Below are 20,297 nucleotides of genomic sequence, written 5' to 3'. Positions count from 1 at the left end.
GCGGGGTCGAGGATGTGCGCGGTATGGGGGCAGGGGCCGGGGGATGTGCGTGAGACGGGCACGTTGGCCACCTCGGTCGCCGCGCCCGGGCGGGTGGTCAGGTAGCCCTCCTCGACGAGCTGGTCGTAGGCGGCGCTCACCGTGCCGCGCGACAGCCCCAGCTCGGCCGCCAGCGACCGCGTGGACGGCAGCCGGGTGCCGGGCGGCAGCCTCCCGTCCCGCACGGCCGCGCGCAGCGCGTCCTCCAGCCCCCGTCGCCGCCCACCGCCCGCGGACACCTCCAGATGGAGATCCACCCCGAAACCGGCCCAACTTTTCCGCACGGAACCGGATCTTATGATTGGTCCGGGTCCTCCGGCATAACTAAGGTGAGCAGGTCAAACCCGGAGAAGGACCAGATACATGATCGTGATAGCCCACCTGAGCGACATCCACATCGGCGGCAGCCCGGACAGCACCGACCGCGCGAACGCCGCGATGCGCTACCTGGACTCGCTGCCGTACGACTTCGACCAGGTCCTCGTCACCGGTGACATCGCCGACCACGGCACCGTGGAGGAGTACGAGGCGGCGGCCAAGGTGCTCTCCTCGCGCCATCCGGTCCTGGCCGGTCCCGGCAACCACGACGTACGCGAGCGGTTCCGCCGCGTGCTCCTCGGCGAGCCGCCGCACGCGGGCCCGATCAACCAGGTACGCCGCACCGCCGCCGCGGTGTACGCCATGTGCGACTCCTCCATCCCCGGCGAGAACGCCGGCCACCTGGACGACGAGACGATCACCTGGCTGGAGGGGGTGGTGGAGAGCGCGGACCGGCCGGTGTTCGTGGCGTTCCACCACCCGCCGGTGATCCTGCACAGCCCGCCCGCCGACGGGATCAGGCTGCACCGTCACGAGCGCCTCGCGGAGCTGGTCGCCGGGCACCCGAACGTGGCCGCCGTGCTGGTCGGCCACGCCCACATGGCGGCGGTCACGACGTTCGCCGGTCGCCCGCTGCTGGCCGCCCCGGGCGTCATCTCCACGCTGAAGCTGCCGTGGGAGGGCGGCACGTCGTTCGCCGACTGCCTCGACTACGACCTCCCGCCGTCGATCGCGTTCCACGTCCTCGACGACGAGGGCCGGATGACCACCTACCACCGCGTGATCCAGTAGGCAGGCCCCGAGAGGACCCGCCCGCGTTCATCCGGTGGCGAGCCCCCGAGAGGACCGGCCCGGGTGATCCGTGGGTGGGTCCTCGGAAGGACCCGCCCGCGCGATCCGAGAGGGCGGGCCCTGGGAGGGCCCGCCACGGGTCAGCGCTCGGTGAGTTCGATGAAGGTCACCGAGTTGGCCGGGAAGTCGTAGGTGAAGGCGGAGGAGAAGCCGTTCACCCGCCGCTCGACCGGCGCCACCTTGTCCGGCTCGGCGATCGAGTTCGTGTCGGAGGGCGCGCCGGCCAGCGAGGTCACCTTCGCCGTCGGCTGGAACCGCGCCCGGCCCAGGTCCACGCTGCCGCGTACGGCCGTGTCCTGCGCGTTGACGACCTTGAGCGTCACCGACCTCCCGTCCCTGGACACCACCTGGTAGAGGGGCTCCACCGTGGCGGAGTCCACGAACTCGCCGACCTTCGCACCGTCCAGCCAGGTCGTGATCTTCCTGCCGTTCACCTCGACCTTGAGCCGGTAGTCCCGCCCGGTCTCCACCGTCGTGGTGGAGGTGCTGATCGCGGACTTGCCGCCGTTCACGGCCTTCTCGATGGCCGACTGGGTGTTGTTCCAGCCGCCGACGTTCCACCAGTAGAAGTTGCCGGTGTCACGCACTCCGAACATCACCAGGAAGCCCTCCGCGCCGCCGGTCTTGCGGGCGGTCACCTCCACCGTGTAGTTCGACCAGTCGGCCGAACCCGCCGTGGACCTGGCGTCCTCCACCCGCGCCGTCTGCACGTAGGTCCCGTCCTGTACGGCCCAGGTGCCGAGACCCGGCGTCCACTTGCCGGCGCCGGCCGAGAAGTCGTCCGACAGCAGCTCGGTCCCGTCGGCCGCGGTGACCTTCACGTCGTCGTACCTGACCTCGGTGTTCCACGAGCCCAGCCCGATCGCGCCGCTGATGTCGTCCACCGGCCTGGCCGCGCCCTCGAACGTGCTCGGCAGCACCCGCTCGCCCACGTTCGTGGAGAACAGCCGCTGCACGTGGTAACTGGGCGAGCCGTACGCCTCGTCGTTGTCGAACCAGATGAGGTCCGGCGTCCAGTCCACGTAGTCCACGTTGGACAGCAGCGGCGCGTACGAGGACAACTCCACGACGTCGGCGTTGCGCTCGATGCCCGTCATGTACGACGCCTCGCTCAGGGCGTTGTAGAACGTGTTGCCCCGGGAGGCGTACTCGCCCACGAACACCTTCGGCCCGCTGCGGTCATAGGAGTCGTAGCGGTGGTTGTTGGCCAGGAACCAGTCCGGGTTGTTGTAGTAGTGCTCGTCGACCAGGTCCGCCTTCTGGTCGCGGGCGAACTGCCACATCCGGTCGAACCAGGCGCCCTGCGACGTCTGCCCAGAGTTGCTTATGATCTTGATGTCCGGATATTTCGCCCTGATCGCGTCGGCGAACTTCGGGTAGTTCGTGAAGAACTCCTCGTAGATCTCCTCGTTCCCGAGCCCGATGTAGTCCAGCCCGAACGGCTTCGGATGCCCGAGCGCCGCCCGCTTCTTACCCCATTCCGACGTCACGGGCCCGTTGGCGAACTCGATCAGGTCCAGCGTGTCCTGCACCCACCTGGCCAGCTTGGCCTCGTCGGTGAGCGGACGGTTCTCGCCGCAACCGTTCACGCCCACCGACAGCACGGGCAGCGCCTCGGCCCCGATGTCCTCGGCGAACTGGAAGTACTCGTAGTAGCCGATGCCGTAGCTCTGGTTGTAGCCCCAGAAGTTGAAGTTCGTGGGCCGCTCCTCGACCGGGCCGATCGTCTCCTTCCACTGGTAGATGCGGCGCCGGTCCTGCTTGTCCGAGTACGGGTCGTACGTGCCGACGTTCGTCACGCAGCCGCCGGGGAAGCGCAGGAACTGCGGTTCCAGGTCCGCGATCAGCTTCGCCAGGTCGGCGCGCATGCCGTTCTTCCTGCCCTTGAACGTGTCGCGCGGGAACAGCGAGATCATGTCGAGATCCGTCCGCCCGCCGGGGGCCTGGATGACCAGGCGGCCCGCGTCGGTGGTGCCCGACGACGTGAACGAGGCGGTGTACTTGGCCCAGGCGCCCGCCTCGACCTGCAGCGTGGCCTTGCCGAGCACGGTGGCGCCGGCCTCCGCGGTGACCGTCAGCGGGCCGGCCGCCGAGCGCCTGGCCCACACGGACAGGTCGTAGCGCCTGTCCTCCTTCAGCGGCAGGCCGCGGTTGAACCCGGCGTTGCTCACCCCGGCCGTGCCGTCACCGGTCACGTCGAGCCGCAGGTAGTTGCGGTTGCCGTCGTTCAGCGGCTGCTCGCCGGTGACCGCCAGGGTCGCGGTGGCGCCCCGCTCGGCCTTGGTCCACGCGGTCAGCCCGGTGTAGGAGCGCTCGTCGGTCGCGTTGAACTCGAACGAGCGGTTCTGCACCAGCTCCGCGTAGAGCCCGCCGTCGGCGGCGTGGTTGATGTCCTCGTAGAAGACGCCGTAGAGGTTGGGGCCGACCTTCGTGCCGCGTGCCTTGGTGTCCACCGTGAGCTTGCCCGAGGAGTAGCCCTCGACGCGGAACCTGGCCGCGTCCGTACCCATGACCAGCTTCCCGTCGCTGATCGAGACGTTCCTGCCGCCCGAGGACACCGTCACCTTGCCGCCGCCCGCGTCCTTGAGCTGGAACACCGACGCGGTCCTGCTCAGGCGCATGGTCGTGGCGGCCTCCAGGTACCTGCCGGTGTCCGTGTCCTTCAGCGTCACGCCCGCGCCGCTGGGCTCGGCCGTGACGGTCAGGCTGGTCATCGGCGCCTTCGCCGAGGCCCGCACCACTCCCGAGCGGTCCGCCGACAGGTACGGCAGCGCCGTCTCCCGCAACGTGAACGACCCCGACGGGACAACGGCCTGTCCTTCGCTCGCCTTGATCGCGACGTAGTCGAAATCGGCCCGGATGGCCGTGCCGTTCTGCGCCGAGAGCGCGTACAGCCCGAGCTGTTCGACGTCGAGCCCGGCGGTCGTCCTGGACGCCTGCACCCAGGCCGAGCCGTTCCAGTAGGAGGAGACGAAGTCGTCGCCGGTCCTGGCCAGCTTGAGCGTCTCGGCGGCCGAGCCCGGCCGGGCCGCGAAGGCCGAGCTGAACGCGGCGCCGACCTCGGTGGCCGTCTCGATCACCGGTCCGCCGGCGGATCCGACGTGGGCCAGCCCGGCCCGTACGTAGTTGTCCCAGTCCTGCCAGGCCAGGAGGCCCGCGCTCTGGTAGTCCAGAGCGACCGGCGCGGTGAACCGCGCGACCACCTCGAAGTCGCCGTCGGGCACGTCGACCAGGAAGAGGTTCCTGGCGTTGTTCGTGCCCTGGTGGGTGTCGCCGGTCAGCGTGTCCACGTGGAGCGCGCCGTCCGACACCGACCAGCGGGAGTCGTCGGGGGACAGGACGCTCCAGTCCGCGCCGAGCGTGGTGCCGTCGAACTGGTCGACGACGGCGCCCGCCGGGATGGGGTCGGCCGGCGCGGCCGTGGGATCCGCCAGCGCGGCGGCCTGCGGCACCACCAGCAGGCCCGCTATGAGCAGGGCGGATAAGGCGATTCGCGTCATGAGTGGAGGGCTCCTCACGGACTGTTAGCGTTAACAAAACAAGTGAGCGTTAACATCAGCGATTCGCGACAAGTTAAGAACCGCCGGAGAGCGCCGTCAAGAGGGGTCCGTGTAACCCGACCGTAATAGAGCGACCCTTGACGAGACCCGTTGTTAACGTTCACAGTCGGGGCCAAGCCAGGAAAGGAGCACGGCGTGTCCGGGTGGCGGACCGTGCTGGAGCGGGCGGGCCGTCCGGGTGTGAGGGCGGGAGCCGGCACGGTCCGGGTGTGATGCCGGGGTCGCGGGGACCCCCGGGTGTGAAGGCGTACTGGAAGGCAGGAAGCGTTGGCGCCCGCCTGGGATGTTAGCGCTCACATCAGAAGGGAACCTCACGTGCTGAAGAGGATCTCGGCGTTGGTACTCGCCGGGCTCACCGCGATGTCGGTGGCGGCCTGCGGCAGCGGTGGCGGCAGCGGCAGCTCGGGCGGTGGCGGCGACTCGGGCGGTGGCGGCGACTCGATCACCATGGGCTTCTCCCAGGTGGGCGCGGAGAGCGGCTGGCGGACCGCGAACACGAAGTCCGTGCAGGACTCGGCGAAGAACGCGGGCGTCACGCTCAAGTTCTCCGACGCCCAGCAGAAGCAGGAGAACCAGATCAAGGCCATCCGCTCCTACATCCAGCAGAAGGTGGACATCATCGCCTTCTCGCCGGTGGTGGAGTCCGGCTGGGACACAGTGCTGAAGGAGGCCAAGGGCGCGAACATCCCGGTCATCCTGACCGACCGCGCCGTGGACTCCCAGGACACGAGCCTCTACAAGACCTTCCTCGGCTCGGACTTCATCGAGGAGGGCAAGAAGGCCGGCCAGTGGCTGGTCGAGGAGTACAAGGACGGCACCGATCCGGTGAACATCGTCGAGTTGCAGGGCACGACAGGCTCGGCGCCGGCCAACGACCGCAAGGCGGGGTTCGCCGAGGTCATCGGGGCCGACCCGAAGTTCAAGGTCGTCGCCTCGCAGACCGGCGACTTCACCAGGGCCAAGGGCAAGGAGGTCATGGAGGCCTTCCTGAAGTCGACCCCGGACATCGACGTGCTCTACGCGCACAATGACGACATGGGTCTTGGCGCGATCGAGGCGATCGAGGGCGCGGGCAAGGTGCCCGGCCAGGACATCAAGATCATCACGGTGGACGCCGTCAAGGACGGCATGCAGGCGCTCGCCGACGGGAAGATCAACTACATCGTCGAGTGCTCCCCGCTGCTCGGCCCGCAGCTCATGGACCTGGCCAAGAAGGTCCTGAACGGTGAGCAGGTGCCGCCTCGCGTGGTGACCGAGGAGACCACGTTCACCCAGGAGCAGGCCAAGCAGGTCCTCTCCACCCGCCAGTACTGACCCAGCGACCGGGCCGGCCCTCAGCGGCCGGCCCGCCTCGCGGAGTGAGGCCATTGACATCCTCCCCACAGATGAATCTGGGGGATTCCCACCCTCACGGGTCGGATCTTCCTGCTTCACCGGCGGCAGCCCACGCACGCCCGAAGGTGTGCGACCGGTCTTACGTGGCCTCCACAGGCTTCACATCCCGCCGGCCCGGCGGTAGGCCCGGACCAGCCGGCTTGGTTATCGTCGGCCGATCCGAACACACGAACCACACCAAGAGAAGGGGGACCCGCATGCGAAGACTACGTGGTCACCGCACCGCCCGGGCCTTGGCGGCCCTCCCGCGCTCCCCGTTCCTCCCCGGGACTGAAGCCCGGGGTCTTTCGGGGAGGCCCTGATGAACGCGATTCTTACTATGAGTGGGATTGGCAAGGGGTTTCCAGGGGTCAAGGCCCTCGACGGTGTGGATCTGCGGTTGTTGCCCGGTGAGGTGCATGCGCTCATGGGGGAGAACGGCGCGGGCAAGTCCACCCTGATCAAGGTGCTCACCGGGGTGTATCCCGCCGACGTGGGCCGGATCGAGCTGGGTGGCGTGCCCGTCGCGTTCGGGAGTCCCCTGGAGGCGCAGCAGGGCGGGATCAGCACGGTCTACCAGGAGGTCAACCTCTGCGCGAACCTCTCCGTGGCCGAGAACATCTTCATCGGCCGCGAGCCGCGCCGCCTGGGGCGTATCGACTGGAAGCGGATGCGGGCCAGGGCGGGTGAGCTGTTGTCGAGGCTGGAGCTGAGCCTGGACGTGTCCGCGCCGCTGTCGTCGTACTCGCCGGCCATCCAGCAGATGGTGGCGATCGCGCGGGCGATCGACATCGACGCCAGGGTGCTGATCCTCGACGAGCCCACGTCCAGCCTGGACGCGGAGGAGGTCGAGCAGCTGTTCAGGGTGATGAGGCGGCTCAAGGAGGAAGGCATCGCCATCCTCTTCGTTTCCCACTTTCTCGACCAGATCTACGAAATTTCCGACCGTATGACGATTCTTCGCAACGGCCGGCTCGTCGGCGAGTACCTGACCAGTGAGCTGAGCCAGGTCCAGCTCGTCGCCAAGATGATCGGCCAGGAGCTGGCCGCGCTCGAACGGCTGCACGGCGAGGCCAAGGTCTTCGACCGGCCGCTGGTGGAGGCGCGCGGGCTGGGCAGGACGGGGGCCATCGAGCCGTTCTCGCTCACCATCCACGAGGGCGAGGTGGTCGGCCTGGCGGGGCTGCTCGGCTCCGGCCGTACGGAGATCGCCAGGCTGTTGTTCGGGGCCGACCACGCGGGCACGGGCGAGATCGCGGTCGGCGGCGCGCCGGCGTCGTTACGCACGCCGCGCGCGGCCATGAAGCACAGGATCGCGTTCTGCTCGGAGAACCGCAAGTCCGACGGGCTCATCCCCGACCTGACCGTGCGCGAGAACATCATCCTCGCCCTCCAGGCCACCAGAGGCTGGACCAGGCCGGTGCCGCGCGAGCAGCAGGACGAGCTGGTCGGCAGGTACGTCAAGGCGCTGAGGATCAGCCCGCCCAACCCCGAGCACCTGGTACGCAACCTCAGCGGCGGCAACCAGCAGAAGGTCGTGCTGGCCAGGTGGCTCATCCTGGAGCCCAGGCTGCTCATCCTCGACGAGCCCACCCGGGGCATCGACGTCGGCGCGAAGGCCGAGATCCAGCGCCTCGTCGCGGAGTTGTCCGACGGCGGCGTGGCGGTGCTGTTCATCTCCGCCGAGCTGGAGGAGGTGCTGCGGCTCAGCCACAAGGTCGGGGTGCTGCGCGACCGGCGGCTGGTGGCCGAGCTGCCCAACGACGACCGGTTGACCACCGACGTCCTGATGGAGACCATCGCGAGCGGAGGTCGAGCCTCATGAGACGCCTGCTGTGGCCGGTCGTGGTGCTGGCGCTGCTGCTGGTACTGAACGTGTTCTTCACGCCGAGCTTCTTCTCGATCCAGGTCAGGGACGGCCACCTGTACGGCAGCCTGATCGACATCCTGCGCTTCGGCGCCCCGCTGATCCTGGTCTCGCTCGGCATGACCCTGGTCATCGCCACCGGCGGCATCGACCTGTCGGTCGGCTCGGTCGTGGCGATCTCGGGCGCGCTGGCGTGCCTGCAGATCAGCCAGGACCAGGGCGTGCTCGCCGCCGTGGCGATGGCACTCGGACTGTGCCTGGTGCTCGGGGCCTGGAACGGGTTCCTCGTCGCGGCCGTGGGCATCCAGCCGATCATCGCCACGCTGATCCTCATGGTGGCGGGGCGGGGCCTGGCGCAGCTCATCACCGACGGCCAGATCATCACCGTCAACAGCCCGGCGTACAAGCTGATCGGCGGCGGCTACTGGCTGACCGTGCCGTTCGGCATCTTCATCGTGCTCGCCGTGCTGGCGATCACCGCGTTCCTCACCAGGCGTCTGGCGCTGGGCATGCTGATCGAGTCGGTCGGCGGCAACGCCGAGGCCAGCAGGCTCGCCGGCATCAGGTCACGCGGGATCATCATCATGGTGTACGCGTTCGCCGCCCTGTGCGCGGGCGTCGCCGGGCTGATGATCAGCTCGAACGTCTCCAGCGCCGACGGCAACAACGCCGGCCTGTGGATCGAGCTGGACGCCATCCTGGCCGTGGTGATCGGCGGCACGTCGCTGGCCGGCGGCCGGTTCTCGCTCGGCGGCACCGTGCTGGGCGCGCTCATCATCCAGACCCTGACCACGACGATCTACTCGATCGGCGTGCCACCGGAGACCACGCTGCTGTTCAAGGCGCTGGTCGTGACGGCCGTGTGCCTCATCCAGTCCCCGTCCTTCCGCGAGAAGGCCTTCCGCCGGCGCGGCCGACCGGCTCCGCCCAGCCTCACCCCCGAGGAGAAGGTACGAGTCACCACATGAGCACGATGACGGTGGGCCGGGCTGCTGTGCCGGTCAAGTATCTGCCGGTTCTGGTGACCGGTTGCCTTTTCGTGGCGATGTTCGTGGCGGGCGGGATCCGCTACGAGGGGTTCGCCAGCGGGCAGGTGATTCTCAACGTCTTCATCGACAACGCCTTCCTGCTGGTGGTGGCGGTCGGGATGACGTTCGTGATCCTCACCGGGGGCATCGACCTGTCGGTCGGCTCCGTGGTGGCCCTGTCGACGATGATCTCGGCCAGTCTCATGGCGGGGCCGGGGTGGCCGCCGTACCTGGTGGTTCCGCTGGTGCTGGCCATCGGGTCCGGGCTGGGGCTGGTGATGGGTTACATCGTGCACGCCTTCGACATCCAGCCGTTCATCGTGACGCTGGCGGGGATGTTCCTGGCCAGGGGGCTGTGCTACACGATCGGGACCGACTCGATCCCCATCGAGGACCCGACGTTCACGGCGTTCGCGCAGGCCAGGATCGACCTGTTCGCCGACATGTGGATCTCGCCCAGTGTGATCGTGGCGGTGGTGGTCGTGCTCGTGGCGGCGTACGTGCTGCACTACACGCGCCTGGGCCGGTCCGTCTACGCCACCGGCGGCAGCGAACAGTCGGCGCTGCTGATGGGGTTGCCGGTGGCCCGGACGAAGATCGCGGTGTACACGATCAGTGGGTTCTGCTCGGCGCTCGGCGGCGTGCTGCTCTCGTTCTACATGCTCTCGGGCTACGGCCTGCACGCGGTGGGCATGGAACTGGACGCGATCGCGGCGGTCGTCATCGGCGGCACGTTGCTCACGGGCGGTAGCGGCTTCCTGCTCGGCACCGTGCTCGGCGTGCTCGTGCTCGGGCTGATCCAGACGATCATCAGCTTCGAGGGCACCTTGTCGTCCTGGTGGACGAAGATCTTCATCGGACTGCTGCTGTTCGTCTTCATCTTGCTGCAACGCGTATTCTCGGCTCGCGCACGCCGCTGACCTGGACGAAAGTTACCCGAAAGTTTCCGGGAGGTTATCGGCCGACGTTGACATAGTCGTTGTTAGCGATAACAATCGGCGAGGAGCGAAGCGCGAATGATGTTCTGATTCGTCACGTTCCGTGAGTGAATTCCTCACTTTGCCGGCAGCTGCCGCGTCCAGCGCTGCCGCGACCCCCATCGCAAGGAGATGACATGAGGTTGGGACGGATCGGGGGCGTGGTGTCCGCCATCGCGCTCGCCGCGACCATGACGGCCTGTGGCTCCAGCCAGAAGACGGTCGATGCCGAGGCTTCCTCCTCGGCGGCCGCCGGCAACGCCGGCGCTCTGGTCGGCGTCACCATGCCGACGAAGTCGTCGGAGCGGTGGATCCACGACGGCGACAACGTCAAGAAGCAGCTCGAGCAGCTGGGCTACAAGGTCGACCTCCAGTACGCGCAGGACGACATCCCCACCCAGGTCAACCAGATCGAGAACCAGATCACCAAGGGTGCCAAGCTCCTGATCATCGCCTCGATCGACGGCACCGCGATCAGCTCGCAGCTCCAGCAGGCCGCCGACGCCAAGATCCCGGTCATCGCCTACGACCGGTTGATCCGCAACAGCCCCAACGTCGACTACTACGCCACGTTCGACAACTTCAAGGTCGGCGTGCAGCAGGCGACCTCGCTGCTGAAGGGCCTCGGCGTCGAGGACGGCGAGAAGGGCCCCTTCAACGTCGAGCTGTTCGGTGGCTCCCCTGACGACAACAACGCCACGTTCTTCTGGAACGGCGCCATGTCCGTCCTCCAGCCGAAGATCGACGACGGCACGCTGGTGATCAAGAGCGGCCAGACCGACTTCAAGACCGCCGCCATCCTGCGCTGGGACCCGGCCACCGCGCAGAAGCGCATGGAGGACATCCTCACCAAGACCTACACGGGCGGCGCCAAGGTCGACGGCGTGCTCTCGCCGTACGACGGCCTGTCCATCGGCATCCTGTCGGCGCTCAAGAGCTCCGGCTACGGCACCAGCGGCCAGCCGTACCCGACCGTGACCGGCCAGGACGCCGAGCTCGCGTCGGTCAAGTCGATCATCGCCGACGAGCAGTACTCCACCATCTTCAAGGACACGCGCAAGCTCGCCGAGCAGACCGTGAAGATGGCCGACGCCGTGCTCAAGGGCGGCCAGCCCGAGGTGAACAACACCAAGGACTACGACAACGGCAACAAGGTCGTTCCCTCGTACCTGCTCGAGTCCGTGATCGTGGACAAGAGCAACTACCAGGAGATCATCGTCGGCGGTAGCTACTACACCGAGGACCAGCTCAAGTAAGGGCCCGCCCCGGGGATCCCGCGCGGGTCCCCGGGGTTCTCCCGGCTAACAGGAAACCTGCTCACCAGCCTGCCGTCCCACTGTTCGTGCCCGGCCAAGGCCGTGGCGGCAGCCTTTTAGCAGCTTTCTCATTAGTGACGCGAGGGACATATGACCGAGCACATCTTGCGGATGAGCGGGATCACCAAGACGTTCCCGGGGGTGAAGGCGCTGCAGGACGTCAACCTGTCCGTGCGGCGGGGCGAGATCCACGCGATCTGCGGCGAGAACGGCGCCGGCAAGTCCACCCTGATGAAGGTGCTGTCCGGCGTCTACCCGTACGGCGACTACGAAGGCGAGATCACCTTCGAGGGCAAGCCGTGCGAGTTCGGCGGCATCCGGGACAGCGAGCACGCGGGCATCGTCATCATCCACCAGGAGCTGGCGCTCAGCCCGCAGCTGTCGATCGCCGAGAACATCTTCCTCGGCAACGAGCGCGCCAGGCGCGGTCTCATCGACTGGAACCGGACCAACTACGAGGCCGACGAGCTGATGAAGCGGGTCGGCCTGCACGAGAACCCGACGACGCCGATCTCCGACATCGGCGTCGGCAAGCAGCAGCTCGTCGAGATCGCCAAGGCGCTGTCGAAGGAGGTCAAGCTCCTCATCCTCGACGAGCCGACCGCCGCGCTCAACGACGACGACTCCGCCCACCTGCTCGACCTGCTGCGCGGGCTGCGGGACGAGGGCATCACCTGCGTGATCATCTCCCACAAACTCAACGAGGTCATCGCGATCGCCGACTCCGTCACGATCATCCGCGACGGCCGGACGATCGAGACGCTGGACATGGCAGGAGACCACGTCACCGAGGACCGCATCATCTCCGGGATGGTCGGCCGCGCGCTGGACAACCGCTTCCCGCCGCACGAGCCGACGGTCGGCGACGAGGCGCTGCGCATCGAGGACTGGACGGTGTACAGCCCCAGCCAGCCCGGTCGGAAGGTGGTCGACGGGGCCGCCCTCACGCTGCGCCGGGGCGAGATCGTCGGTCTCGCGGGGCTGATGGGCGCCGGGCGCACGGAGCTGGCGATGAGCGTGTTCGGGCGCGCGTACGGCGTCCACATCTCCGGCAAGATCTTCAAGGACGGCAAGCCGATCGACATCCGCAACGTGCAGGACGCGATCAGGCACGGCATCGCCTACGCCACCGAGGACCGCAAGCGGTACGGGCTCAACCTCATCGAGGACATCAAGCGCAACATCAGCGCGGCCGGGCTCAAGGGCCTGGCCAGGCGCGGCTGGGTGAACGAGCACGAGGAATACCGTGTCGCGGAAGAGTTCCACAAGAGCATGAACATCAAGGCGCCGAGCGTCGACAGCGTCGTGGGCAAGCTGAGCGGCGGCAACCAGCAGAAGGTCGTGCTCTCCAAGTGGATCCTCACCGAGCCCGACGTGCTCATCCTGGACGAGCCCACCCGGGGCATCGACGTCGGCGCCAAGTACGAGATCTACACGATCATCAACCGCCTGGCCGACCAGGGCAAAGCCGTGCTGGTGATCTCTTCTGAGCTGCCTGAGCTGCTCGGCCTGTGCGACCGCATCTACACGCTTTCCGAGGGCCGCATCACCGGCGAGGTGCCGCGTCAGGACGCCACGCAGGAACACCTCATGCACCTCATGACCAAGGGACAGGAGTAGCTCTGATGAGCAGCATCACGCCCGCCGACGTGGAGGTCGGCGCCAAGGGCGACGGGGGGCCGCCACGGCAGCCGGGCCGGGTGTCGCTCGGCGGACTGTCGCTGAACCTGCGATCCAGCGGCATCTACATCGCCTTCGCGCTGATCATCGTGCTGTTCTCGGTGCTCACCGACGGCGCCCTGCTCCAGCCGCAGAACATCTCCAACATCATCGTCCAGAACTCCTACGTCCTGATCCTGGCGATCGGGATGATCCTGGTCATCATCGCCGGGCACATCGACCTGTCGGTCGGCTCGGTGGTCGCGGTCACGGGAGCCCTGTCCGCGGTGCTGATGGTCAACATGGGCCTGCCGTGGCCGCTGGCCCTGCTGATCACACTGGTGGCCGGCGCCCTCATCGGGGCCTGGCAGGGATACTGGATCGCCTACTTCGGCATCCCGGCGTTCATCGTGACGCTGGCCGGCATGCTGCTGTTCAGGGCGCTGACCCTGACGGTCCTCGGCAACCAGGGCATCGGCCCGTTCCCCGACGAGGTCCGCACCCTGGCCAACGGCTTCACCAACGGCTACCTCGGCAACATCGGCCTCGGTCCGCTCGGCGGCGCCGACCTGTTCAGCCTGCTGATCGGCCTCGTCGCCGTCGTGGGCATGGTCACGTCCCAGTGGCGCACCAGGGGCGGCCGCCGCGGTTACGGCCAGGCGGTCGAGCCGATCGCGCTGTTCGTGCTGAAGATGGCGGCCGGCGCGGCGCTGATCCTCTTCCTCGTGGTGCAACTCGCCCGGTTCAAGAACCTGCCGTGGGTGCTGGTGCTGCTGGCGGTGCTCGTGCTGGCGTACTCGCTGATGGCCAACCGTACGGTGTTCGGCCGGCAGATCTACGCCATCGGCGGCAACCTCCAGGCGGCCGTCATGTCCGGCGTGAAGGTCAAGTCGGTCGTCTTCTGGATCTTCGTGAACATGGGTGTGCTGTCGGCCATCGCCGGCATCATCTTCGCCGGCCGGCTCAACCAGGCGGGTCCCACGGCGGGCAACAGCTTCGAGCTGGACGCCATCGCCGCCGCCTTCATCGGCGGCGCGGCCGTGCAGGGCGGGGTCGGCAAGGTGGTCGGCGCGATCACCGGCGGCCTGATCATGGCGGTCATCAACAACGGCATGTCCCTGATCGGCTCCCCGAGCGAGCGGGTCATGCTCGTCAAGGGCGCCGTCCTGCTGGCGGCCGTGGCCTTCGACGTGTGGACCAAGCGACGGGCGGGCGCCGCGAGTTGATCATCCCACTATGATCCTTCCAGCTCAGTGAAAGGAGAGACCGTGACGACCCCGAAGCGCCGTCCGCCGGTCATGGCCGACGTGGCCAAGGAGGCGGGGGTGTCGCACCAGACGGTCTCCCGTGTGCTCAACGACCACCCCAACGTCCGGGCGGACACCCGGGCCAGGGTGGAGGAGGCGATCACCAGGCTGGGCTACCGCCGCAACCTCGTCGCCCGCGCCCTGGTCACCAAGCGCTCGCGGACGCTCGGCGTGGTGAGCTTCGACACCACCCTGTACGGCCCGGCCAGCACGATCTACGGCATCGAGCAGGCGGCCAGGACCGCGGGCTACTTCGTCAGCATCGTGAGCCTGAAGTCGATCGACCTCGCGAACGTGCGCGAGGCCATCGACTACCTCGCCGAGCAGGGCGTGGACGGGGTGGTGGTGGTCGCCCCGCAGCGCTCGGCCGGGCGTGCCCTGGAGAACCTGCCTGCCGGCCTGCCGGCGGTCGCCGTCGAGGGCACGCACAGCGCCGAGGTGTCCGTGGTCTGCATCGACCAGATCGAGGGCGCCAGGCTGGCCACGCGGCACCTGCTCCAGCAGGGCCACGAGACCGTCTGGCACGTCAGCGGGCCGTCCGACTGGCTGGAGACCGAGGGCAGGATCGAGGGCTGGCGCTCGGCCCTGGAGGAGGCGGGCCGCCCGGTGCCCGAGCCGCTGGCCGGCGACTGGAGCCCGCGGGCCGGCTACGAGGCGGGCAAGAGCCTGGCCGAGATGTCCGGCGTCACGGCCGTCTTCACCGCCAACGACCAGATGGCGCTCGGCGTGCTGCGCGCCCTGTCGGAGAAGGGCGTGCGGGTGCCCGACCAGATCAGCGTGGTGGGCTTCGACGACATCCCGGAGTCTGCGTTCTTCTCGCCGCCGCTCACCACGGTCAGGCAGGACTTCGACGTGGTGGGCAGGCACTGCATCGAGGTGCTGCTACGGCAGATCGACAGCGGGCCCACCGCGTACGAGCGCCTGGTCGTCAGGCCCAGCTTCGTCGTCAGATCCAGCACGGCGCCCGCCAGGTAGATGATGGCCATGCCCCGGAAAAACCCCTGGAGTGCAATGTGAACGCTAACAAGTATGTGATCGGAGTGGACTTCGGCACGCTGTCCGGCCGTGCCGTCGTCGTGCGCGTGTCCGACGGCGCCGAGCTGGGCAGCGCCGTCCACGAGTACGCCCACCGCGTCATCGAGCAGACCCTACCGGCTGGGCCCGGCGTACGCCTCGGTCCCGACTGGGCGCTGCAGTCGCCGCAGGACTGGATCGACGTGCTGCGCGTCGCCGTCCCCGAAGCGATCGCGGCCGCGGGCGTCGCGCCCGAGGACGTCGTCGGCGTCGGTACGGACTTCACCGCCTGCACCGTGCTCCCCACCACGGCGGACGGCACGCCGCTGTGCTTCGAGACCCCCGAGCTGCCGCACGCGTGGCCCAAGCTGTGGAAGCACCACTCCGCGCAGCCGCACGCCGACCGGATCAACGACCTGGCCGCGCGCCGGGGCGAGAGCTGGCTGCCGCGCTACGGCGGCAAGATCTCCTCCGAGTGGGAGTTCGCCAAGGGCCTGCAGGTCCTCGAAGAGGCCCCCGACGTGTACGCCAGGGCCGAACGCTGGATCGAGGCGGCCGACTGGATCATCTGGCGGCTCACCGGCGTCGAGAGCCGCAACATCTGCACGGCCGGTTACAAGGGGATCTTCCAGGACGGCGGCTACCCGTCCGCGGAGTTCCTCGCCGAGCTGAACCCCGGTTTCGCCGGTTTCGCCGCCAAGCTCGCCACCGGTGAGGTCGGCGACAAGGTCAACGGCACCACGCTGGCCCCGCTCGGCGGCCTCGCAGGCCGCCTGACCGCCGAGGCCGCCGAGTGGACCGGGCTGCCCGAAGGCACCGCCGTGGCCGTCGGCAACGTGGACGCCCACGTCACCGCCGCCGCCGCGGACGCCGTGCGGCCCGGCCAGATGGTGGCCATCATGGGCACCTCCACCTGCCACATCATGCCCAGCGACCAGCTCGCCGAGGTGCCCGGCATGTGCGGCGTCGTACGCGACGGCATCGTCCCCGGCCTGTGGGGCTACGAGGCCGGGCAGTCCGCGGTCGGCGACATCTTCGCCTGGTTCGTGGACACCTTCGGGCCGGACGCCGGCGGTCACGAGCGTCTCACGGCGCTGGCCGAGCAGCAGGCCGTGGGCCAGCACGGCCTGGTCGCGCTCGACTGGTTCGGCGGCAACCGCTCGGTGCTCGTGGACCACAACCTGTCCGGCGTCATCGTCGGCCAGACCCTGGCCACCAAGCCCGAGGACGTCTACCGGGCGCTCATCGAGTCGACCGCGTTCGGCGCCCGGATGATCGTGGAGACGTTCGAGAAGTCGGGTGTGCCGGTCGAGGAGTTCGTGGTCGCCGGCGGCCTGCTGAAGAACCCGTTCCTCATGCAGGTGTACGCCGACGTGCTGCGCCGGCCGCTGTCGGTCATCGGCTCCGACCAGGGTCCCGCGCTCGGGTCGGCGATCCACGCCGCCGTCGCCGCCGGCGCCTACCCGGGCATCGAGGAGGCCGCCGCGGTGATGGGCAAGCGCACCGCGGCGGCGTATGTGCCCGACCCGGCCAGGGCCGACGCCTACGACCGGCTCTACGCCGAGTTCCGCAGGCTCCACGACTTCTTCGGAGACGGACAGATGCTGCACAGACTCCGCGCGATCAGAAACGAGGCGAGCAGCGAGGGAGCGCCGTCGCCTGGAGGAGCGGCGCGAGCGCAGCGACCAGAGCGGGGGAGGGCGACGGCATTCGGGGCGACCGAGCCGCCGCACGGAGAGAGGCAATGAGCATGAGAAAGACCGTCGCCGACCTGCACAACGAGCTGGTCCGGTACAACCTCGTAGCTTGGACGGCGGGTAACGTCTCGGGGCGGGTCCCGGGTGAGGACCTGTTCGTGATCAAGCCGTCCGGGGTCTCCTACGACGAGCTGACCCCCGCGAACATGGTCGTGTGCGACCTCGACGGCAACCTGGTGGAGGGCGAGCACGCGCCGTCCAGCGACACGGCCGCGCACGCGTACGTCTACCGCAACATGCCCGACGTCGGCGGCGTCGTGCACACCCACTCCACCTACGCCTCCGCCTGGGCCGCCCGCGGCGAGGCCATCCCGTGCGTGCTGACCGCGATGGCCGACGAGTTCGGCGGTGAGATCCCGGTCGGCCCGTTCGCGCTGATCGGCGACGACTCGATCGGGCAGGGCATCGTCGAGACGCTCAAGGGCCACCGCTCCAAGGCCGTGCTGATGCGCAACCACGGGGTGTTCAGCATCGGCAAGGATCCGAAGGCCGCGGTGAAGGCGGCCGTGATGTGCGAGGACGTGGCCCGTACCGTCCATGTGGCCAGGCAGCTCGGCGAGCCCCTGCCCATCCCGCAGGACGACATCGACCGCCTGTACGACCGCTATCAGAACGTCTACGGACAGAGGAGCCCGCGTTGAACATCTGGTTTCTGACCGGTAGCCAGGGACTGTACGGCGAGGACACGCTGCGCCAGGTGGCCGAGCAGTCTCAGCGGATCGCCGAGCAGCTGCCCGTGCCGGTGGACTGGAAGCCCGTGCTCACCGACGCCGCGGCGATCAGGCGCGTCATGCTGGAGGCCAACGCCGACGACTCGTGCGCCGGCGTGATCACCTGGATGCACACGTTCTCCCCGGCCAAGATGTGGATCGCCGGGCTCGACGCGCTGCGCAAGCCCATGCTCCACCTGCACACCCAGGCCAACGTGGAACTGCCGTGGAGCTCCATCGACATGGACTTCATGAACCTCAACCAGGCCGCGCACGGCGACCGCGAGTTCGGCCACGTGCAGACCCGCCTGGGCGTGCCGCGCAAGACCGTGGCCGGGCACGTCAGCGACCCGTCCGTGGCCGAGCGCGTCGAGACCTGGGTACGCGCCGCCAGGGGCCTGGCCGAGGTGCGCACGCTGAAGCTGGCCAGGTTCGGCGACAACATGCGCGACGTGGCCGTGACCGAGGGCGACAAGGTGGAGGCGCAGCTGCGCTTCGGCGTCTCGGTCAACACCTACGGCGTCAACGACCTGGTCGAGGTCGTGGACGCGGCATCGGACGCCGACGTGTCTGCGCTGGTCAAGGAGTACGCCGAGCAGTACACCGTGGCCCCCGAGCTGCTCGGCGAGCGCAACGAGTCGCTGCGTTACGCGGCCAGGATCGAGCTGGGCCTGCGGAGCTTCCTGGAGTCCGGCGGCTTCAAGGCGTTCACCACGAACTTCGAGGACCTCGGCGGCCTGCGCCAGCTCCCCGGCCTGGCCGTGCAGCGGCTCATGGCCGACGGCTACGGCTTCGGCGGCGAGGGCGACTGGAAGACCTCGGTGCTGCTGCGCACGCTGAAGGCGGTCTCTGATGGGGGAAGCGCTGGCGGCACGTCGTTCATGGAGGACTACACCTACCACCTGACGCCCGGCGAGGAGCTCATCCTCGGCGCGCACATGCTGGAGGTCTGCCCCTCGATCGCGGCGGGCACGCCGTCGTGCGAGATCCACCCGCTGAGCATCGGCGGCCGGGAGGACCCGGTCAGGCTCGTCTTCGACGCCGAGCCGGGCTCCGGCATCGTGGTCGGCCTCGCGGACATGGGCGACCGGTTCCGGCTGGTGGCCAACGAGATCGACGTCGTGGCGCCGCCGCATCCGCTGCCCAAGTTGCCGGTGGCCCGCGCGGTCTGGAGCCCCCGCCCGAACCTGCGTACGTCCACGGAGTCGTGGCTCACCGCCGGCGCCCCGCACCACACGGTGCTGTCCACGGCGGTCGGCAGGGAGGAGCTGACCGACCTGGCCGACATGCTGGGTGTGGAGCTGGTGGTCATCGACGCCGGCACGACGACCGAGCGGTTCGCCAAGGAGCTGCGCTGGAACCAGGCGTACTACCGCCTGGCCCAGGGCTTCTAGTCCCTTCTAGTCCTCATCGGCCGGCTTCTTCGGGGCGTTCCTGCGCTGCTCCTCCGCCCGTTCGCGGCAGCGGCGCAGGAACTCCTCGTCGTCGTCGGGGCGGGTGGCGGCGAACCTGCCAGGACGGTCGTACTCCGGGAACGCGCTCGGCTGCGTGGCGCTCCGCGCCCGCTGCGGCCGGCCGGCCACCAGCCAGATGATGGAGCCGACGAGCGGGAACAGCAGGACGATGAGCACCCAGGCGATCTTCGGCAGGTTGCGGCAGATCGTGTCCGGGGTGGTGATCACGTCGAAGAGGCAGTAGAGCCAGAGCGCGAGCGTGGCCAGGCCGGCGACCTGGGACAGAATGAGCACGGCACACCTCCGTCAGCGGCTCATGAAACTAGCGGCCCCCGGCCGGGCTGACAAGGCCGGGGCTGTGGGAAAGTGGGGGCCGTGAGTTTGACCAACTGGGCGGGAAACACCGCATTCCGGGCGCGAGACGTTCATCATCCCACCTCGCTCGACGAGCTGCAGTCGCTCGTCGCGGCCACCCCCCGGGTGCGGGCGCTGGGGAGTGCGCATTCCTTCAACGACGTGGCGGACACGACCGGCGACCTCGTGGTGCTGGACCGGATGCCGGACGCCGTGGAGATCGACAGCGCCGCGGCCAAGGTGCGGGTGCCCGCGCGGACGACGTACGCGCGGCTGGCCCCGCTGCTGCACCAGGCCGGGTTCGCGCTGGCGAACATGGCCTCGCTGCCGCACATCTCCGTGGCCGGCTCGGTCGCGACCGGCACCCACGGCTCCGGCGACGCCATCCCCAGCTTGGCCGCCGCCGTGTCCGCGCTCGACCTCGTCACCGCCGACGGCTCGGTGCTGACGCTCTCGCGCGGCGACGCCGACTTCCCAGGCGCGGTGGTGGCCCTCGGCGCGCTCGGCGTCGTCAGCACCGTGACCCTCGACCTCGTCCCCGCCTTCGAGCTACGCCAGTACGTCCGCGAGGGCCTGACCGTCGACGCCCTCGCCGACTACGACGAGATCACCGCCGCCGGCTACAGCGTCAGCCTCTTCACCGACTGGCGCGACACCCGCGTCTGGCTGAAGCGCACCACCGAGCTGACCACCCCCGACTGGTACGGCACC

Annotated in this window: 16 protein-coding genes; 13 read left to right on the top strand and 3 right to left on the bottom strand. The window is 68.8% G+C overall.

Annotated features, from left to right (window positions below; genetic code table 11):
* On the bottom strand, positions 1 to 323 hold a 323-nt coding region (locus ITP53_RS41520), incomplete at its 3' end, for a GntR family transcriptional regulator (protein WP_195900956.1).
* Positions 324 to 402: 79 nt separating this feature from the next.
* On the opposite strand from ITP53_RS41520, the gene ITP53_RS41515 reads away from it, so the two are divergent.
* Complete coding sequence (locus ITP53_RS41515; RefSeq protein ID WP_195900955.1) at positions 403 to 1,149, top strand: metallophosphoesterase; 747 nt, start codon at positions 403 to 405, stop codon at positions 1,147 to 1,149.
* Positions 1,150 to 1,289: 140 nt separating this feature from the next.
* Here ITP53_RS41515 and ITP53_RS41510 read toward each other — a convergent pair whose 3' ends face one another.
* Positions 1,290 to 4,709: an alpha-L-arabinofuranosidase C-terminal domain-containing protein gene (locus ITP53_RS41510; RefSeq protein ID WP_195900954.1), complete on the bottom strand. Its 3,420-nt coding sequence runs from the start codon at positions 4,707 to 4,709 to the stop codon at positions 1,290 to 1,292.
* Between the two features lie 375 nt (positions 4,710 to 5,084).
* Here ITP53_RS41510 and ITP53_RS41505 point away from each other — a divergent pair, with 375 nt between their 5' ends.
* The 11 genes from ITP53_RS41505 to araA all read left to right on the top strand — a co-directional run bounded on the left by ITP53_RS41505 (position 5,085) and on the right by araA (position 19,172).
* Positions 5,085 to 6,083, top strand: a complete 999-nt coding sequence (locus ITP53_RS41505; protein ID WP_328817451.1) for an ABC transporter substrate-binding protein — start codon at positions 5,085 to 5,087, stop codon at positions 6,081 to 6,083.
* A gap of 400 nt (positions 6,084 to 6,483) precedes the next feature.
* Complete coding sequence (locus tag ITP53_RS41500) at positions 6,484 to 7,968, top strand: sugar ABC transporter ATP-binding protein (protein WP_195900953.1); 1,485 nt, start codon at positions 6,484 to 6,486, stop codon at positions 7,966 to 7,968.
* Entirely contained in the window at positions 7,965 to 8,978 is a 1,014-nt protein-coding gene (locus ITP53_RS41495; protein ID WP_195900952.1) for an ABC transporter permease, read from the top strand. Before ITP53_RS41500 ends, ITP53_RS41495 begins: the two co-directional genes overlap by 4 nt.
* A complete protein-coding gene (gene yjfF / locus ITP53_RS41490; RefSeq protein ID WP_195900951.1) occupies positions 8,975 to 9,958 on the top strand; it encodes a galactofuranose ABC transporter, permease protein YjfF in 984 nt (327 codons plus the stop codon). The genes ITP53_RS41495 and yjfF overlap by 4 nt, the downstream gene beginning before the upstream one ends.
* Positions 9,959 to 10,152: 194 nt before the next feature.
* The gene (chvE, locus tag ITP53_RS41485) at positions 10,153 to 11,271 is read left to right on the top strand and encodes a multiple monosaccharide ABC transporter substrate-binding protein (RefSeq protein WP_195900950.1); all 1,119 of its coding nucleotides are present in this window, start codon (positions 10,153 to 10,155) and stop codon (positions 11,269 to 11,271) included.
* A gap of 150 nt (positions 11,272 to 11,421) precedes the next feature.
* Entirely contained in the window at positions 11,422 to 12,951 is a 1,530-nt protein-coding gene (mmsA, locus tag ITP53_RS41480; RefSeq protein WP_195900949.1) for a multiple monosaccharide ABC transporter ATP-binding protein, read from the top strand.
* A gap of 5 nt (positions 12,952 to 12,956) precedes the next feature.
* Complete coding sequence (mmsB, locus tag ITP53_RS41475) at positions 12,957 to 14,216, top strand: multiple monosaccharide ABC transporter permease (RefSeq protein ID WP_207757164.1); 1,260 nt, start codon at positions 12,957 to 12,959, stop codon at positions 14,214 to 14,216.
* A 42-nt stretch (positions 14,217 to 14,258) separates the two neighbouring features.
* Positions 14,259 to 15,272, top strand: a complete 1,014-nt coding sequence (locus ITP53_RS41470; protein WP_328817447.1) for a LacI family DNA-binding transcriptional regulator — start codon at positions 14,259 to 14,261, stop codon at positions 15,270 to 15,272.
* 56 nt (positions 15,273 to 15,328) lie between these two features.
* Entirely contained in the window at positions 15,329 to 17,059 is a 1,731-nt protein-coding gene (gene araB / locus ITP53_RS41465; protein WP_195900957.1) for a ribulokinase, read from the top strand.
* A 2-nt stretch (positions 17,060 to 17,061) separates the two neighbouring features.
* Positions 17,062 to 17,709 carry an L-ribulose-5-phosphate 4-epimerase gene (locus ITP53_RS41460; RefSeq protein ID WP_236051724.1) on the top strand — a complete coding sequence of 216 codons (648 nt, stop codon included), beginning with the start codon at positions 17,062 to 17,064 and terminating at the stop codon, positions 17,707 to 17,709.
* Positions 17,706 to 19,172 carry an L-arabinose isomerase gene (gene araA, locus ITP53_RS41455; RefSeq protein WP_195900947.1) on the top strand — a complete coding sequence of 489 codons (1,467 nt, stop codon included), beginning with the start codon at positions 17,706 to 17,708 and terminating at the stop codon, positions 19,170 to 19,172. Before ITP53_RS41460 ends, araA begins: the two co-directional genes overlap by 4 nt.
* A gap of 6 nt (positions 19,173 to 19,178) precedes the next feature.
* On the opposite strand, the gene ITP53_RS41450 is transcribed toward araA, so the two are convergent.
* Positions 19,179 to 19,526 (bottom strand): PLD nuclease N-terminal domain-containing protein, encoded by a 348-nt coding sequence (locus ITP53_RS41450; protein ID WP_195900946.1) that lies wholly within the window; start codon positions 19,524 to 19,526, stop codon positions 19,179 to 19,181.
* 81 nt (positions 19,527 to 19,607) lie between these two features.
* Between ITP53_RS41450 and ITP53_RS41445 the strand changes: the two genes are divergently transcribed.
* The coding region (locus tag ITP53_RS41445; RefSeq protein ID WP_195900945.1) for an FAD-binding protein at positions 19,608 to 20,297 on the top strand (690 nt) is incomplete at its 3' end.

The organism is Nonomuraea cypriaca (genome assembly GCF_015645445.1).
In the GTDB taxonomy this organism is placed as follows: Bacteria; Actinomycetota; Actinomycetes; order Streptosporangiales; family Streptosporangiaceae; genus Nonomuraea; species Nonomuraea cypriaca.
The sequence above is the reverse complement of the archived record's forward strand: the minus strand, read 5'-3'. Positions and strand labels throughout refer to the sequence as shown.